General features: G+C 62.3%; 18 protein-coding genes. 3 read left to right on the plus strand and 15 right to left on the minus strand.

Annotation, left to right across the window (positions count from 1 at the left end):
- Nucleotides 1–72 precede the first annotated feature (72 nt).
- Nucleotides 73–1068: a sulfate ABC transporter substrate-binding protein gene (locus EIY72_RS28170; RefSeq protein WP_093224977.1), complete on the plus strand. Its 996-nt coding sequence runs from the start codon at nt 73–75 to the stop codon at nt 1066–1068.
- Between the two features lie 61 nt (nt 1069–1129).
- Here the strand turns inward: EIY72_RS28170 and EIY72_RS28175 are convergent, their stop codons facing one another.
- Both EIY72_RS28175 and EIY72_RS28180 read right to left on the minus strand, forming a co-directional pair.
- Entirely contained in the window at nt 1130–1573 is a 444-nt protein-coding gene (locus EIY72_RS28175) for a hypothetical protein (protein WP_093224980.1), read from the minus strand.
- Nucleotides 1574–1681: 108 nt separating this feature from the next.
- On the minus strand, nt 1682–2311 hold the full coding sequence (locus EIY72_RS28180) for a DUF5666 domain-containing protein (RefSeq protein ID WP_093224983.1): 630 nt from the start codon (nt 2309–2311) through the stop codon (nt 1682–1684).
- Nucleotides 2312–2546: 235 nt separating this feature from the next.
- Between EIY72_RS28180 and EIY72_RS28185 the strand changes: the two genes are divergently transcribed.
- Entirely contained in the window at nt 2547–3752 is a 1206-nt protein-coding gene (locus tag EIY72_RS28185; RefSeq protein ID WP_093224986.1) for an MFS transporter, read from the plus strand.
- A gap of 146 nt (nt 3753–3898) precedes the next feature.
- Nucleotides 3899–4618 carry an SDR family oxidoreductase gene (locus EIY72_RS28190; protein WP_093224988.1) on the plus strand — a complete coding sequence of 240 codons (720 nt, stop codon included), beginning with the start codon at nt 3899–3901 and terminating at the stop codon, nt 4616–4618.
- A 118-nt stretch (nt 4619–4736) separates the two neighbouring features.
- Here EIY72_RS28190 and phnP read toward each other — a convergent pair whose 3' ends face one another.
- The 13 genes from phnP to phnC all read right to left on the minus strand — a co-directional run bounded on the left by phnP (nt 4737) and on the right by phnC (nt 15179).
- Nucleotides 4737–5486 (minus strand): phosphonate metabolism protein PhnP, encoded by a 750-nt coding sequence (gene phnP / locus EIY72_RS28195; RefSeq protein ID WP_093224991.1) that lies wholly within the window; start codon nt 5484–5486, stop codon nt 4737–4739.
- A complete protein-coding gene (phnN, locus tag EIY72_RS28200) occupies nt 5477–6046 on the minus strand; it encodes a phosphonate metabolism protein/1,5-bisphosphokinase (PRPP-forming) PhnN (RefSeq protein ID WP_093224994.1) in 570 nt (189 codons plus the stop codon). Before phnN ends, phnP begins: the two co-directional genes overlap by 10 nt.
- Nucleotides 6046–7191, minus strand: coding sequence for an alpha-D-ribose 1-methylphosphonate 5-triphosphate diphosphatase (locus tag EIY72_RS28205; RefSeq protein WP_093224997.1), 1146 nt, complete (start codon nt 7189–7191; stop codon nt 6046–6048). Before EIY72_RS28205 ends, phnN begins: the two co-directional genes overlap by 1 nt.
- The gene (phnL, locus tag EIY72_RS28210) at nt 7181–7900 is read right to left on the minus strand and encodes a phosphonate C-P lyase system protein PhnL (RefSeq protein ID WP_093230682.1); all 720 of its coding nucleotides are present in this window, start codon (nt 7898–7900) and stop codon (nt 7181–7183) included. The genes EIY72_RS28205 and phnL overlap by 11 nt, the downstream gene beginning before the upstream one ends.
- Complete coding sequence (gene phnK / locus EIY72_RS28215) at nt 7900–8709, minus strand: phosphonate C-P lyase system protein PhnK (protein WP_093225000.1); 810 nt, start codon at nt 8707–8709, stop codon at nt 7900–7902. Before phnK ends, phnL begins: the two co-directional genes overlap by 1 nt.
- The gene (locus EIY72_RS28220; protein ID WP_093225003.1) at nt 8706–9578 is read right to left on the minus strand and encodes an alpha-D-ribose 1-methylphosphonate 5-phosphate C-P-lyase PhnJ; all 873 of its coding nucleotides are present in this window, start codon (nt 9576–9578) and stop codon (nt 8706–8708) included. Before EIY72_RS28220 ends, phnK begins: the two co-directional genes overlap by 4 nt.
- On the minus strand, nt 9571–10647 hold the full coding sequence (locus EIY72_RS28225) for a carbon-phosphorus lyase complex subunit (RefSeq protein ID WP_093225006.1): 1077 nt from the start codon (nt 10645–10647) through the stop codon (nt 9571–9573). Before EIY72_RS28225 ends, EIY72_RS28220 begins: the two co-directional genes overlap by 8 nt.
- Nucleotides 10647–11237, minus strand: coding sequence for a phosphonate C-P lyase system protein PhnH (gene phnH, locus EIY72_RS28230; RefSeq protein WP_093225009.1), 591 nt, complete (start codon nt 11235–11237; stop codon nt 10647–10649). The genes EIY72_RS28225 and phnH overlap by 1 nt, the downstream gene beginning before the upstream one ends.
- A complete protein-coding gene (gene phnG, locus EIY72_RS28235) occupies nt 11237–11686 on the minus strand; it encodes a phosphonate C-P lyase system protein PhnG (RefSeq protein WP_093225012.1) in 450 nt (149 codons plus the stop codon). Before phnG ends, phnH begins: the two co-directional genes overlap by 1 nt.
- Before the next feature lie 11 nt (nt 11687–11697).
- Nucleotides 11698–12402, minus strand: a complete 705-nt coding sequence (gene phnF / locus EIY72_RS28240) for a phosphonate metabolism transcriptional regulator PhnF (protein WP_162276449.1) — start codon at nt 12400–12402, stop codon at nt 11698–11700.
- Between the two features lie 38 nt (nt 12403–12440).
- On the minus strand, nt 12441–13223 hold the full coding sequence (phnE, locus tag EIY72_RS28245; protein WP_093225018.1) for a phosphonate ABC transporter, permease protein PhnE: 783 nt from the start codon (nt 13221–13223) through the stop codon (nt 12441–12443).
- Between the two features lie 64 nt (nt 13224–13287).
- A complete protein-coding gene (gene phnD / locus EIY72_RS28250) occupies nt 13288–14301 on the minus strand; it encodes a phosphonate ABC transporter substrate-binding protein (protein ID WP_093225020.1) in 1014 nt (337 codons plus the stop codon).
- Between the two features lie 44 nt (nt 14302–14345).
- Nucleotides 14346–15179 (minus strand): phosphonate ABC transporter ATP-binding protein, encoded by an 834-nt coding sequence (phnC, locus tag EIY72_RS28255; protein WP_093225023.1) that lies wholly within the window; start codon nt 15177–15179, stop codon nt 14346–14348.
- Between the last annotated feature and the right edge of the window lie 456 nt (nt 15180–15635).

A 15635-nucleotide genomic window follows, 5' to 3' on the forward strand; every position in this document is an offset into this window, starting at 1 on the left:
GCCCGGTTATAGTCGCTGGCAAATTGCCCCCATTTTTCCAGAACCCCCTTTTCCAAGAACAAGGAATGCGCAGTGAAAAAACTCTTTGGCGCCTCACTTCTCGCCGCCAGCCTGGCCTTGACCAGCGTCGCCCAGGCCGCACCGACCCTGCTCAACGTGTCCTACGACGTGATGCGCGACTTCTACAAGGACTACAACACTGCATTCCAGAAACACTGGCAAGCCGAGCACAACGAGAACATCACCCTGCAGATGTCCTTCGGCGGCTCCAGCAAACAGGCGCGTTCGGTCATCGATGGCCTGCCGGCTGATGTGATCACCATGAACATGGCCACCGACATCAACGCCCTCGCCGACAACGGCAAACTGGTCCCGGACAACTGGGTGACGCGTCTGCCGAACAACAGCGCGCCGTTCACTTCGGCCACCGTGTTCATCGTCCGCAAAGGCAACCCGAAAGCCCTGAAAGACTGGCCGGACCTGCTCAAGGACGGCGTGCAGGTGATCGTGCCGAACCCGAAAACCTCCGGTAACGGCCGCTACACCTACCTGTCGGCCTGGGGTTACGTGCTGAAAAACGGCGGTGACGAGAACAAGGCCAAGGAATTCGTCGGCAAGCTGTTCAAACAGGCACCCGTGCTCGACACCGGTGGCCGTGCCGCGACCACGACCTTCATGACCAACCAGATCGGCGACGTGCTGGTGACCTTCGAGAACGAAGCGGAAATGATTGCCCGCGAATTTGGCCGTGATCAGTTCGAAGTGATCTACCCAAGCGTTTCCGCCGAAGCCGAGCCGCCGGTGTCGGTGGTCGACAAGACCGTCGACAAGAAAGGCACCCGCGCCGCCGCCGAGGAATACCTGAAGTACCTGTGGTCGCCGGAAGGCCAGGAAATCGCCGCCGCCAACTACCTGCGTCCACGTGACCCGGCGGTGCTGGCCAAGTACACCGACCGCTTCCCGAAAGTCGACTTCCTCTCGGTCGAGAAGACCTTTGGCGACTGGCGCACTGTGCAGAAAACCCACTTCAATGACGGTGGCGTTTTCGACCAGATCTACGCGCAGTAATCACTGAACGGCCTTCTGTGGGAGCGAGCTTGCTCGCTCCCGCAGTGTTTCAGCGTCAAGCTCAGCTCAGGTTCCCGCAGAAAATCGCCTGATGACCATCCGCCGGGCTTTCACGCACCACCAAGGCATAGCCGCCGGCTCGAAGGGTTTGAGTGGAGACCGCAGCGTTTTTCCAGAAATACTGGTGCGACGCCCCTGAGTAGAACCGCGCGTTCGGACCGTCGTTCATGTCATAGGCCGGTTTTGCTCCCAGATTCGTGCAACTGCCCTGATAGATGTAGGCCAGCAAACGCCCCGGCAGGGCACTGCCCATGGATTCGCCGCTGACGGCGAACCAGAACATGGTGTCATTGCCATTGGGCATCATGATTGGCCGGGCGATGTTGCCGGCATTGATGGAAGTGGGTTGAAGAGGAACGTTGGTGACCTGGTTGTCAGGCACTGTCGAACAGCCGCCCAGCCACCCGAGCGCAACCACCAACGCCAGCGAAGATACGCTTTTCATCGTGGGACTCCCGCTTGTCGGTACGCGTTGAAGTAAGTCCCCCTATAGATTTTAGTCGTCGACCCCACCCCGGCATTTCTTCGGATGGTCGGTCACTGGTTGCCTGACCTACATGGGCGGCGTCACGCCATCCTTGCCCGCCGAAATGGATTGCGCGGTAAGCGTACCGTCTGCACTTTGCGTGGCGAAGGTCACGATCTTCACGCCAACCTTCAACAGGCTGCGATCCGCCGGCAGCAGATTGACGATCGGCACGTCCTCCGGCACCAGGATTTTCTGCTGCCCGCCCTTATAGTTGACGGTCAGCACCCGACCGTTGCTGACCACCAGATCGCCGACGCTGCCGTTGGTCATGCTGCTGCCCTTGACCAGATCAAAGGGCCGATGACCGTCGCCGCTGCCGGCCAGTTCTGGTGGAAAGACATGCACCTCCAGCGCCTTGAGGGTGCCATCGTCCTGGGGAATCGCTGCAGAACCGATGTAGCTGCCAGGCTTGATGTCTTCGATGTTGGCCAGGGTGACGGCGCGGACCTTGGTGTCCGCAGTCAGGTGGATCACCAGGTTTTCACCGGTCTTGGCGTGTACGTTCAGCGCATCGGCACTGACGCCGGTGATTTCACCGCGAACACCGATGCGTGCGCCCGGTGCGTCCTCGGCCAGGGCCATGTTTGCGGTTAACAGACTGATCAGGGTGACGGCAGATACGCCGCGAAGCAGGTGACGGAACATCGCATTCATGGAACGGCCCTTCCCGTTAGCGGAACATGAGGAGAGAACATAAGCACGCTATCGAACAAGATGTAAGTGAATGTATCATCCACTGCACATGTTCTGACGCAAGGCTCATCGGCGAACGGCACAGCGCTTCGTCGCTCATTGCGCAACGCAATGATTGATATCACTGCAAACACCCTTCCGCCGTATCGATCCGTTCATTAGCCTGCGCCATTCCTTTCCGTCAGCGAGACCCGTCATGACCCCAGCCAACAAGGTGCCCCACGGCACCGCGACTATGACCCGAGGCATGGTGCTGCTGTTCGCCTTCTGCTGCGGGGCCATCGTGGCCAACATCTACTACGCCCAACCGATCATCGGCCTGATTGCGCCGGACATCGGCCTGAGCAACACCATGGCCAGCCTGATCGTCTCGCTGACCCAGATCGGTTACGCGCTGGGCCTGTTCTTCCTGGTGCCCTTGGGCGACCTGCTGGAAAACCGTCGGCTGATGATCACCACCACGCTGGTGGCCATCGCCAGCCTGTTGGGCGCCGCGTTCACCGACCAGCCCAACGTGTTCCTGCTGATCTCGCTGTTGGTCGGGTTCAGCTCGGTGTCGGTGCAGATCCTGATTCCGCTGGCCGCGCACCTGGCGCCGGAAGAATCCCGCGGCCGGGTGGTCGGCGGGATCATGGGTGGCTTGTTGCTCGGTATCCTGCTGGCGCGGCCGGTGTCGAGCGTGGTGGCGGACCACTTCGGCTGGCGCGCCATGTTTGTGATAGCTGCCGTGTTGATGGCGGCCATCAGCATCGTGCTGGCCGTGACCATCCCCAAGCGCCAACCTGATCACAGTGCGTCTTACGGGCAATTGCTCGGCTCGTTGTGGACGCTGCTGCGTCGGCAACCGGTGCTGCGCCAGCGCGCGTTTTACCAAGGCTGCATGTTCGCCACGTTCAGCCTGTTCTGGACCGCCGTGCCACTGGAGCTGGCGCGCAATCACGGCTTGTCGCAAAGCGAAATCGCCCTTTTCGCCCTGGTCGGTGCCATCGGCGCCATTGCTGCGCCCATCGCCGGTCGCCTTGCCGATGCCGGGCATACCCGGGTCGCGTCACTGCTGGCCCTGCTGTTCGCCAGCCTGAGCTTTCTGCCGGCGTTCATTCATCCGGCCTACAGCGTGATCGGCCTGGCGGTGACCGGCGTGGTGCTGGATTTCTGCGTGCAGATGAACATGGTCCTCGGCCAGCGCGCGGTCTACGCCCTCGACGCGAAAAGCCGCAGCCGTTTGAATGCGCTGTACATGACCAGCATTTTCATTGGCGGCGCGTTTGGCTCGTCGATCGCCAGCGTGGTCTATGAACATGGCGGCTGGTTGTGGATTGTGGTGGTCGGTAGCGCATTTCCGTTGCTGGCGTTGCTGCGGTTTTTGAGTGTTTCGCAAAAGGCTGCGCTGGCGACGGCATAAGGTCAGGAAAAATCGCTTCAGGCCCGTGTTATGGCGGGGTCAACCCGGTTTACACTCCAACCCGAAGCGATACGGAACAGGATGCGCGGCTGAACCGTTCGACCCAGTGCCGCCCGGATGGCGGCGTAGCCAATCAAGGAGTTGCCATGACCCGACGTACCTTTCTGATCACCGGCGCCAGCAAAGGCATTGGCCGGGCCGTGGCTGAACATCTGGACCGCGCGGGCCATCGCGTGGTGGGCATCGCCCGCACACCGGACCTGTCCTTCCCGGGCATCCTGTTTCCACTGGACCTGAGCGACCGGGCATTGACCGAGCAAGTGCTCGCCGAACTGGCTCGAACCTACGAATTCGACGGACTGGTCAACAACGTCGGCCTGGTACGTCCGCAGGCATTGGGCGACATCGACCTCGACAGCTTCGACGACGTGATGCGGGTCAATCTGCATTCGGCATTGCAGGCAACCCAGGCGCTGCTGCCAAACATGCGCGCCAAAGGCTGGGGCCGGGTGGTCAATATTTCCAGCCTGACGGTGCTCGGCATCACCCAGCGCACCGCCTATGCCGCCGCCAAGGCTGCGCTGATCAGCTTCACCCGTTCCTGGGCGCTGGAACTGGCACAAAGCGGCGTCACGGTGAATGCCGTAGCACCGGGGCCAACCGAAACCGAACTGTTCCGCGCCAACAACCCGCCGGGCAGCGAAGGCGAGGCGCGCTACCTGGCCGGCGTACCCATGGGACGTCTGGGACAACCCCAGGAAATTGCTTCGGCGATTGCGTTCCTGTTGTCGGAACAGAGTGGGTTCATCACCGGGCAGACGTTGTTTGTCGATGGCGGTGCGTCGGTGGGTAAGGCTGCGTTCTGATCGTTCCTGCAAACCCAAGGACCTGGCCATACCGGAAGATTGCGTCACGGTATATTTGGCCAGGCCCGTAATGTCGCTGAATAACTACCGGGGCATCCTCTAAAAAACCAATCCGACGCTAAAGCACACACCCATCAAATCCTACGCCGACATTCCCCGGCAAAGCTCCCCGATGCTCCAGCAACCACGCATCCAGCGTATGGCCCACATGGGTCAGCACCGCCCTCTCCGCCTGCAACTGATCAATACACTGCAATGCCAACGTCAAGTCGTTGTGGTTACGCGGCGCCTGTGGTTGCGGTGGCATGGAGCAGTCCAGTACCAGCAGATCCAGCGGTTGTCGCTGCAACCATTGCAGTGTGTCCAACGGCAAGCCAACGGTGTCGGTCAGGTAGGCGATCCGCCGTCCTTGCCCTTCCAGCAGGTAACCGAGGGTCGGCTTTGAATGCTGCAAGGGCAACGCGGTGACGCTGAGCGTACCGAATTGTCGGGTTTCGAAAGCGTCGAACGGTTGGCTGAAGTCGAGGATGCCGGGGTGTTTGTACAGGTCCGCCAGGCCTTCCGGATCGACGGGACCGTGGACAGGTATCACCAGGCCCTGGCCCCAGCGCAGGTGCAACAGGCCCTGGGCGTGGTCGGCATGGTAATGGGTCTGGAGAATCCCGCTGAAACTGCGCGGCGGAAAGCGTTCGCACAGGTCAGGTAAACCGCTGTCGATCAACCAGCGCTGGTCTCCGCATTCGATCAACGCGCTGCAGGGTCGTCGCTGCAGGCGTCGATCGTTGCGGGCCCGGTCGCAGGCCACGCACGGGCAGCCATAAACCGGAACCTGGCGGGCGTCACCGGTGCCCAGCAAGGTCAGGCGCATGCAGCCTGACCATCGATGCAGGCAAGCATGCGTTCGACCGTGTGTTCCAGTGCGCCGGAGTTGTCCAGCACATGCAAAGTCGGATCGTTGTCGGCGAGCACCCGCTGATTGAAGCGGGCATTACGCGCCAGACGGGCATCGATCTCGGCCACTGACTCCCGCCCACGGGCCAGCAAACGCTCGCACAACACCGCCTGATTGACCGTCAACAACAGCACCAGCACGTTCGGATAACGTTCGCGGGTTTTCCCCAGATGCCCGCGCGAACCGTTGACCAGCACGTCGTGCCCGGCGGCCAGCCAATCGTCGATTTCCCGCGGGATGCCGTAGGACAAGCCGTTGGCGTGCCAGCTCAGGGCAAAGGCGTCTGCAGCTTCCATTTCGCTGAACTGCTGCGGACTGACACCCATCGCCGCCTCGCCCACCGCTTCCGCCGAGCGCGTAATGACCCGCCGCACGATGCGGCAACCGCGCTCGGCCAACCGCTCTCGCGCCGCATCCAACAGGCTGTCCTTGCCCGATCCCGAAGGTCCGATGAGATAGATCAACCTGCCCGCCATCAAAACACCCTCTTTGCTTGTCGCCATACTTGCTGGACCACCGGCAAGCCGTCCTGGCTGCGTGCCTGCACGAGGTCAGCACGCAAGCCCACGGCGATCTCGCCCCGATCACTGAGCCCGGCGGCCCGCGCCGGGTTGCAACTGATCATGCGCACCGCGCCGGCCAGACCGATTGACGGATTCTGCGCCGCCAGCGCGAATGCCGATTGCAGCAGACTGGCCGGGTAGTAGTCGCTGGACAGGATATCCAGCAAACCCTCGGCGGCCAGTGCAGCGGCGGCCACGTTACCCGAGTGCGAGCCGCCACGCACGATGTTCGGTGCGCCCATCAGTACCTGCATGCCGTGGTCCCGGCAGCCGCGCGCGGCTTCGACCGTGGTCGGGAACTCGGCGATGGTCATGCCGTAGCGTGCCGACTCTTCGACGTGGGCCCGGGTCGCGTCGTCATGGCTGGCCACCGACAGGCCCAGCGCCAGGCAATGTTCGACAATCGCCGCACGATAACGGTCGCTGTACTGCCGGGAATTGGCCATCTGCAGGGTGATGAATTCATCCATCAGTTCGCTGCTCAGGTTGTACTTGCCCATGTAGTACTCACGGTACTTGGATTCCAGGACGAACTGACGCTGACCCGGCGAATGGTCCATCACCGACACCAGTTGCACCAGCGGGTTTTCCACCAGGTCGCGAAACACGCTGAGGGTGTCCGGGTGGCACAACTCGCAACGCAGGTGCAGGCGGTGTTCGGCGCGGGTCAGCCCGGCTTCGGCAGCCTTGGTGATGGCGTCGAGCATCGCCGGCAGTTTCTGCATGCGATTGCCCTTGGGGTTCACATCGCCAATGGACACCGCATCGAACACCGTGGTGATGCCGGCCGCGATGATCTGCGCATCGTGGCTGAGCACCGCCGGCACCGACGGCCAATCGACGCCAGGGCGCGGGGTCATGTGCCGTTCCAGGTTGTCGGTGTGCAACTCCACCAGCCCCGGCAGCAGGTAATCGCCATTGAGGTCCAGGGCCTGGGGCAAACGGCTGGGGCCTTCGGCAACCTCGGCGATCAGGCCGTTGCGCAACACCAGGGTGCCGTAGAACACTCGGTCAGCGGTGACCAGTTGGGCATTGCTGAGGATCTGTTCAACGTGCATCGGCGTATTCCTTTTGGCTCACGGCGGCGGGTGTCATGTCGAGGTGGCGATCGGCAACGGCTTCGCGGGCAATGCGATCGTGGAAAATGCCGATCAGCGCGGCACCGTCACTTTTCGCTTCGTTGATCAGTTCGAGCACGACCTGACGATTGTTGTCGTCGAGGGAGGCCGTGGGTTCATCGAGCAGCATCACCGGCCACGCCACCATGAAGCCGCGGGCGATGTTGACCCGCTGCTGTTCGCCACCGGAGAACGTGCCTGGAGCCAACTGCCACAGGCGTTGCGGAATGTTCAGGCGACCGAGCAAGTGTTCGGCCCGCACCTGTGCCCGCTCTTTCGACCAGCCCCGGGCCAGCGCCGGCTCCATCACCACGTCCAGACAGGCCACGCGCGGAATCACCCGCAGAAACTGACTGACGTAACCCAGGGTGCGTTGACGCACCTGCAGAATGTCCCGGGGCTGCGCGCCGACCAATTCCAGCCATTGGCCGTCGTGCTGCACGCGGATACTGCCGCCCGCCGGCAGATAGTTACCGTACAGGGTGCGCAGCAAGGTGCTTTTACCGGCGCCGGATTGCCCATGCAGGACCAGGCATTCACCACCGGCCACAGTGAAATCGATCCCGCGCAGCACATTGAGGACCACGCCGTTCTGTTGGTGCAGGGTGAAGGTTTTCGAGAGGTCACGGACCTCGATCAGGCTATTCATCATGGCTGCAACACCGAAGACACCAACAGTTGAGAGTAAGGGTGCTGTGGATCGTCGAGGATCTGATCGGTCAGCCCGGTTTCCACCACCCGCGAGCGGCGCATCACCATCAGGCGGTCGGCCAGCAGACGCGCCACCGCCAGGTCGTGGGTGACGATCACCACCGCCAGATCCAGTTCGCGCACCAGCCCACGCAGCAGGTCGAGCAAACGCGCCTGCACCGACACATCGAGGCCACCGGTAGGCTCGTCCATGAACACCAGGCGCGGACTCGACACCAGGTTGCGGGCAATCTGCAGGCGTTGCTGCATGCCGCCAGAAAAGGTGCGCGGCAAGTCGTCGATACGCTGTGGATCGATTTCCACCTGACTTAACCAATCCAGCCCTGCCCCGCGCAGTTGCCGGTAATTGCGCACGCCCTGAGCCATCAGGCGTTCGCCGATGTTGGCCCCGGCGGACACGCCCATGCGCAAACCATCGCGCGGGTTCTGCTCGACGAAGCCCCATTCGGTGCGCAACAGGGTGCGGCGTTCGGCTTCACTGGCGCTGTACAGGTCAAGCCACTGGTCCTGCCTATCGCGGTAGCCGATCTGGCCGCGCTGGGGTGGCAGTCGACCGCTGAGCAAGGACAGCAAGGTCGACTTGCCCGAACCGGACTCGCCGACAATCCCCAGCACTTCGCCGGGGTACAGATCGAAGCTGACGTCCTGGCAGCCCTTCTCCGGGCCGTACAACAACGACAGGTCGCGCACCCGCAATAGCGGCTCGACGGTGGTCTTGGACAGCTCTTCTTTCAGCGCCTGGTTCATTGGCCCTGCTCCTGCTGGCTGACGCGCTGGGCGCAGTAATAGGTGTCGGAACAAACGAAGCTCTGGGTGCCGGCATCGTCGAGAATCAGTTCGTCGAGGAAGGCGTCGCGGCTGCCACAAATGGCGCAGCACGCTTCCCACTTCTGCACTTCGAACGGGTGATCCTCGAAGTCGAGACTGGTGACCCGGGTGTACGGCGGCACCGCGTACAGACGTTTCTCGCGACCGGCGCCGAACAGCATCAGCGCCGGGCTCATGTCGAGTTTCGGGTTGTCGAATTTGGGGATCGGCGAAGGGTCCATCACGTAGCGCTCATCGACCATCACCGGGTAGGCGTAGGCCGTGGCGATGTGGCCGAAGGTGGCGATGTCTTCGTACAGCTTCACGTGCATCACCCCGTAATCGTTGAGGGCGTGCATGGTCCGGGTCTCGGTTTCCGACGGTTCGATAAAGCGCAGGGGATCGGGAATCGGTACCTGATAGACCATGATCTGATCGGCGTGCAACGGCGTTTCCGGGATGCGGTGACGGGTCTGGATCACCGTCGCGTCCGGGGTGCTTTCAGTGGTGACAACCCCGGCGGTGCGGGCAAAAAAGCGGCGGATCGACACGGCGTTGGTGGTGTCGTCAGCGCCCTGGTCGATGACCTTGAGCACGTCGTCGGCGCCGAGAATTGCCGCCGTCAGTTGCATGCCGCCGGTGCCCCAGCCGTAAGGCAAGGGCATCTCGCGACCACCGAACGGCACCTGATAGCCGGGAATCGCCACGGCCTTGAGCAAGGCGCGGCGGATCATGCGTTTGGTCTGCTCATCGAGGTAGGCGAAGTTGTACGCCGCATCGCGCACTGAGACCTGAGTCATGTCATTCATGCTTGCTGCCCTCGGCCGGCTTGCGCAGTTTGCGGATCAGTTCCAGTTCGGCCTGGAAGTCCACGTAGTGAGGTAACTTGAGGTGCGAGACAAAACCCGCCGCCTCGACGTTGTCGCAGTGCATCAGCACGAACTCTTCCTGCTGCGCCGGCGAGACGATCTCTTCGTTGTATTCCTCGGCACGCAATGCGCGGTCGACCAGAGCCATGCCCATCGCCTTGCGCTCGGCGTGCCCGAAGGCCAGGCCGTAACCACGGGTGAATTGCGCCAGCTCGGTGGCCGAGCCGACAAACTGGTTGACCATCTCGCACTCGGTGACTTCGATGCTGCCCAGATTGATCGGGAAACCCAGCTCTGGTGGGTCGATCCACACCTCGACGTCACCGATACGGATTTCCCCGGCAAACGGGTGGTTGCGGCCATAGCCGCGTTGGGTCGAGTAGCCCAGCGCCAGCAGGAAACCTTCATCGCCACGGGCCAGCGCTTGCAGGCGTTCGACGCGGCTGGCCGGCAGTTCCAGCGGGTCGCGGGTGATGTCGGCAATACTCTCACCATGGTCGGCCTCGTTCTTGATCAGGCCTTCCTGAGCGAGCAAGCCGAGCACCCGTGGGCACGGCTCCAGAGCAGCATCCGGGGTGACTTGAGGCCCCGGGTATTCACCTTCGGCGAGCAGGGCAAAGTCCAGCAGGCGATGGGTGTAGTCAAAGGTCGGGCCAAGCAACTGACCACCTGGGACGTCCTTGAAGGTCGCCGACAAACGACGGCTGAGCAGCATGTTCGAGGTGTCGATCGGCAGGCTCGGGCTGAAGCGCGGCAACGTGGTGCGGTAGGCGCGCAGCAGGAAGATCGCTTCCACCAGATCCCCCGCCGCCTGTTTGATGGCTAGCGCGGCGAGTTCTTCGTCGTACAGCGAGCCTTCGCTCATCACCCGCGCCACGGCCAGTGGCAGTTGCTGGCGGATTTGCTCGACGCGGAGCTCGCTGACCGAAGTATCGCCCCGGCGTTTTTTCGCCAGCAGACGGTGGGCATTGTCGATGGCCTGTTCGCCACCCTTGACGGCTACGTACATCAGGCACGCTCCTCTGCGATACGGGTGCTGCGTGGCAGGCCGATCAGCTCGTGGCCGGCGCTGAAAAACAGGTCCAGGCCCCGTGGGAATTCATTGCGGCGTTCACGCTCGGCCCAGAATCCCTCGGCCAACGGCAGGCTGATGCTGTGCTGGCGTTCGATGCCTGGGCCGTGCCAGGTCAACACCTGTCCGCCGTTCAGCGACGGCAACTGAACCAGCAAGGTGCAGGACTGATCGGGGTAACGGTCATTGCCGGTATCGAAGCCACTGAGGTCGAGCAAGTCATCTGCGGCGAGCAAGGCGAACTGTGCTTCGCTGCGCACCGAGGTCAACGGGCAGCCACAGTGAAAGGCCAGATTGGCGCGGATCAGCGGGGTGTCGAACGACGGCGCCAGCCACAGCGGCGTATCGACATCCAGCAGGGCCAGGCACAAGGCGTAGGTGGCCGGTGCCAGGCCTTCAAGACTCGGCACGTCGTGCAGACTTTGGATCAGACCGGGTCCGGCGAGTGCCTTGAGTGCGGCACGAAAACCGCGCTGGGCATCCAGCACCGGGTCGGCGAAGGCCGGTTGCAACAGCTGTGCGCTCATCAGTTTTCTCCTCGCACGAGGGTGAAGAATTCGACCTTGGTGGCGGCGGTTTCCGCCTCTTTCTGCGCCCGGCGTTCGGCCTGCGCGGTGGCCAGCGGCGTGATCAGCTCCGCCAGCCAGTGACGTTGCTGCGCGCCCTGCAAATGCGCGTCGGCCAACGCGGCGAGTTCGGCGTGGACCTTGTCGCGCCCGGCCAGGTAGCTGTAGCCGGTGCGGCCGTCGGCCAGGCGCACCACGCATCGGGTCACGCTCATTTCACCGACATTGAACGGCGCGCCGTTGCCGCCCATGCGACCGCGGACCAGGGTCATGCCGATTTCCGGCGCGCGAATCAGTTGGTATTCAACGTCGCGCAATGCGGCTTCGAAGGGCTGCAATTCGCTGCGGCGGGCGCGGGCCAGAACACCGATCCAGTGTTGGCGCTCGGCGTGTGGAGCAGAGTGAGTCATGGCGTTCTCCATCAGGTCACGACCTGGTACTGGAAGCGATCCGAACGGCTGGTGGACTGGGCCAGCTCCACGGCATGGCCGTCGTTATCGCGGGAAAGGGTGAACACGGTCAGGGCCGGCAAGTGCCGGGGCATCAGCAGCAATGCGGCTTCTTCACGGTTGGGCAGACGGGCGCCGATCAGGCTCTGGGTGCGGGTCAGCGGCATGTCCCGTTCGCGCAGGTACTGGCGCAGGGAGCCGCCGTTGTAGTCCGCCAGCAACGGCGCGTGGCTGGCGCAGTAGCGATGGCGGATCAGACTGACCGGTTGTTGGTCGAGTTTGCGCAAGGTCTGCAATTCGATCATTGGCGCCATCTCGGCGATGCCCAGATGTTGTGCTTCCTCACGGCTGGCGAAGCAGTAGCGCCGCTTGAGCAATACCGCCTCGACGCCGAGCCCTTGGGCCGACAGTGACTGGCTGTAGGCACTGTCGGCGGTCATCGAGTAAATCAGCGGTCGTTCCAGCACCTGGGTGCCCTTGCCTTGCCGCCGCAGCAGGCTGCCTTCGAACACCAGTTCGTCGATGGCGCGGCGCAAGGTATGGCGGTTGACCCCGAAGCGCTCGGCGAGCAACACCTCGCCCGGCAGGAAATCCCCGGCGCGGTACTCCGCCAGTTCACGGCGCAGGATGTCAGCCAGTTCGCGATACACCGGCTCGTCTTGTCTAGACAACCGCATGCTTTAAAAAAAGCGCCCGCAGGCACCCCTCCGAAAAGTCAGATGAACTGCTTGCGCAGGCGTTGCGAAAAAATGTCGATCAGGCTGACGACCACAATGATCACCATCAGCACCGCACAGGTTTGTACGAACTGAAAAGCGCGGATGTTCTCCCAAAGAATCACCCCGATCCCGCCGGCACCGACCATGCCCACCACTGTTGCCGAGCGCACGTTGGCTTCGAAGCGGTACAGCGCGTAGGACACCCACAGCGGCATCACTTGCGGGATCACCCCGTAGATCACCTCTTGCAAGGCACTGGCGCCGGTGGCACGCACGCCTTCGACCGGGCCCGGGTCAATCGCTTCGACGGCTTCGGCGAACAGCTTGGCGAGTACCCCGGTGGTGCTGATCCACAGCGCCAGCACCCCGGCGAACGGACCCAGGCCGACGGCCACCACGAACAGCATGGCGAACACCATTTCGTTGATCGAACGGAACGCGTCCATCACCCGCCGCAGGGGCTGGTGAATCCACCAGGGGGTGATGTTTTCCGAGCAGAGAATGCCCAGCGGCACCGAGCAGACAATCGCCAGCACCGTGCCCCACAGGGCGATCTGCACAGTGACGATCATTTCCTTGAGGTACATGCGCCATTCGTGGAAGTCCGGCGGGAAGAAGTCCGCGGCGAAGGTCGCCATGTTTCCCGAATCGCGATACAGCGCCAGCGGGTTCATTTCGGCACCATGCCAGGCCCAGACCAGCGCGACCAGGAACAGGCCCCATCCGGCGTACTGTGGCCAGGTGCGTTTGCCGATAGCTTCAGCGTGCAGAGTGGTCATGAGGTTTTCTCTGAATTGCGTCAATCAGAAACTGTAGGAGCGAGCATGCTCGCTCCTACAGGGGTTAGCCGTTGGCTGCGGATTTTTTGTCGTCGGTCTTCTCGAGCAAGCTGATGCGCTCTTGCAGCTTGGCCAGCTCGGCATCGATGTCAGCCAACTTCTTCGCCTTGTCCGCCGCTTCAAGCTTGGTGTCGGCATTGATCGTGGTGCGCTGCTTGAACAGCTCGAGCTGACGGATCGGCAACAGCTGGTCGTCGCTGGACTTGAGGAACTTGCCCAACTGCATGCCAGCCAATACCGCTTTCTCGGAATCGGTGTCGCCATAGCTGAAGATGAAATCGCGGATCTTGCCCTTCTCGCTGTCGCTCAGGTTCTTGCTCCACACCAAGGGGTCGGCGGGAATCAGTGGCGACTTCCAGATCACCTTGAGCTGGGCGGCCTTGTCCGGCTGGGTGACTTCCAGGCGATCCCAGCTTTCAGTGTTGAAGGTCGCGACATCCACTTGCCCCTTGGCCACGCTCAGGGCGTTGACTTCGTGGCTGGAGTTGAGGGTGCGCTTGAACGCGGTCGCGGCATCGACGTGATTCTTGGCGAACACGTAGTAGCCCGGCACCAGGTAGCCCGAGGTGGAGTTCGGGTCACCGTTGCCGAAGGTCAGGTTCTTGGCGTTTTTCAGCATGTCGTCGACGGTGTTGATCGGGCTGTCCTTGCGCACGATCAACACACTCCAGTAACCCGCGGCACCACTGGCGGCAGCGGTCTGGGCGAAGATCTCGCCGTTAGAGCGATCCACCGCCTCGATGGCCGCCTTGTTACCCAACCAGGCCACGTCGACCTTGTTGAAACGCATGCCCTGAATCAGGCCGGCGTAGTCGGAGGCAAAAGTGGCGTTGATCTTCAGGCCGGTCTTTTTCTGCATGTCATCGAGGAACGGCTGCCAGATGCTCTTGAGGTTCTGCGACGACTCGGTGGACATGATGCCGAAGTTGATGGCTTTTTCTTCCGCCTGGGCGGTGCCCAATACACAGCTGGCGAGCAATGCGGCGCCAGCGAAAACGCGACCGATACGGTTCAACATGGAAAGGTTTCCTGAGGGTGAACGATTGGAAAATTCGGCATTGATCACGCGCGGGCCATCACCAGTCGCGGCACGCTTGCGCTGTGACGGGAGGGTTCGGAGCACATGAGGCTGGTGTCGATATCGGCACCGTACAAATCGTTGAGGAACTGGCCACTGAGCTCGGAGCCTGGCCCGTCGAAATGAATCCGCCCGGCCTTGAGCGCAACGGCACGCGGGCAATAGCGGGTGGCGTAGTCAACTTGATGCAGGGTCACAACCACGGTCTTGCCGTCGCGACGGTTGATGTCGGCGAGTATCTCCATGACCTTGCGCGCCGACTCCGGGTCCAGGGAGGCGATGGGCTCGTCTGCCAGGATCACTTCGGCGCGCTGGGTCAGCGCCCGGGCAATCGCCACGCGCTGTTGCTGGCCGCCGGACAGCGTGGACGCGCGCTGCGCCGCCAGATCGGCCAGGCCGACCCGGTCGAGGGATTCCAGGGCGAACTGTTTTTCCTCGGCATTGAACAGGCCGAGGCTGCCACGCCACCGTGGCATGCGGCCCAGGCAACCGAGTAGCACGTTGTCGAGCACGCTCAGGCGATTGACCAGGTTGAACTGCTGGAAGATGTAGCCAATGTCGGCACGCAGGCGCCGCACCTTGCCATTGAGCCGTCCCGAGGCTTGCACCTCACGACCCAGCACCTTGACGCTGCCGCCGTTGTTGCGATCGCAACAGGCCAGGCCCGCGAGGTGCCGCAACAAGGTGGACTTGCCGGAACCGGAAGCGCCAATCAGCGCGACCATCTCACCGGTGGCTATGGTGAGTTCGAGGTCGACCAGTGCGTTTTTACGCGCAAAAGTCTTGTTCAGATGATCGACATGGATAGCTGTGTTCATGGGCTTCTCTGTCAGGTTGAACAGCCATCCGTGGCTGCATTTGAGTTCAACCGACTGTAGGCACGGGGCGTGTCAGCCCTATGACTTGCACAAGTCCTGCGGTGGACCATTTGATGAAGGTTTTGTGAAAGGTTGAGGTGGCTTTTTGATATGGAATGCCTTGCATTCCTTGTGGGAGCGAGCTTGCTCCGGGCGGCGTTCCGACGATGGCTTTGTGCTGGGCGTTTTTTGTTGGGTGTACACATCCGTTGCTGCGGTAACGGCCGCTTGGGGTTCCGCTCTTACAGCGGGTTACTTGGAAAAACGGAACGCCGCCCGGCCCCAAGTAACCAAGCGCTTTTGCCCCTTTCGTTCGGTGCCTCGCCTAGGCTCGGCATGCCCTCGCTCCGGTCCTGCTCCGTGGGCCCGCCACCATCGGCCATCCATGGCCGGGGGCGGCTACCGCGGCATCCCTGC

Origin of the sequence: Pseudomonas vancouverensis (assembly GCF_004348895.1) — a bacterium.
In the GTDB taxonomy this organism is placed as follows: Bacteria; Pseudomonadota; Gammaproteobacteria; order Pseudomonadales; family Pseudomonadaceae; genus Aquipseudomonas; species Aquipseudomonas vancouverensis.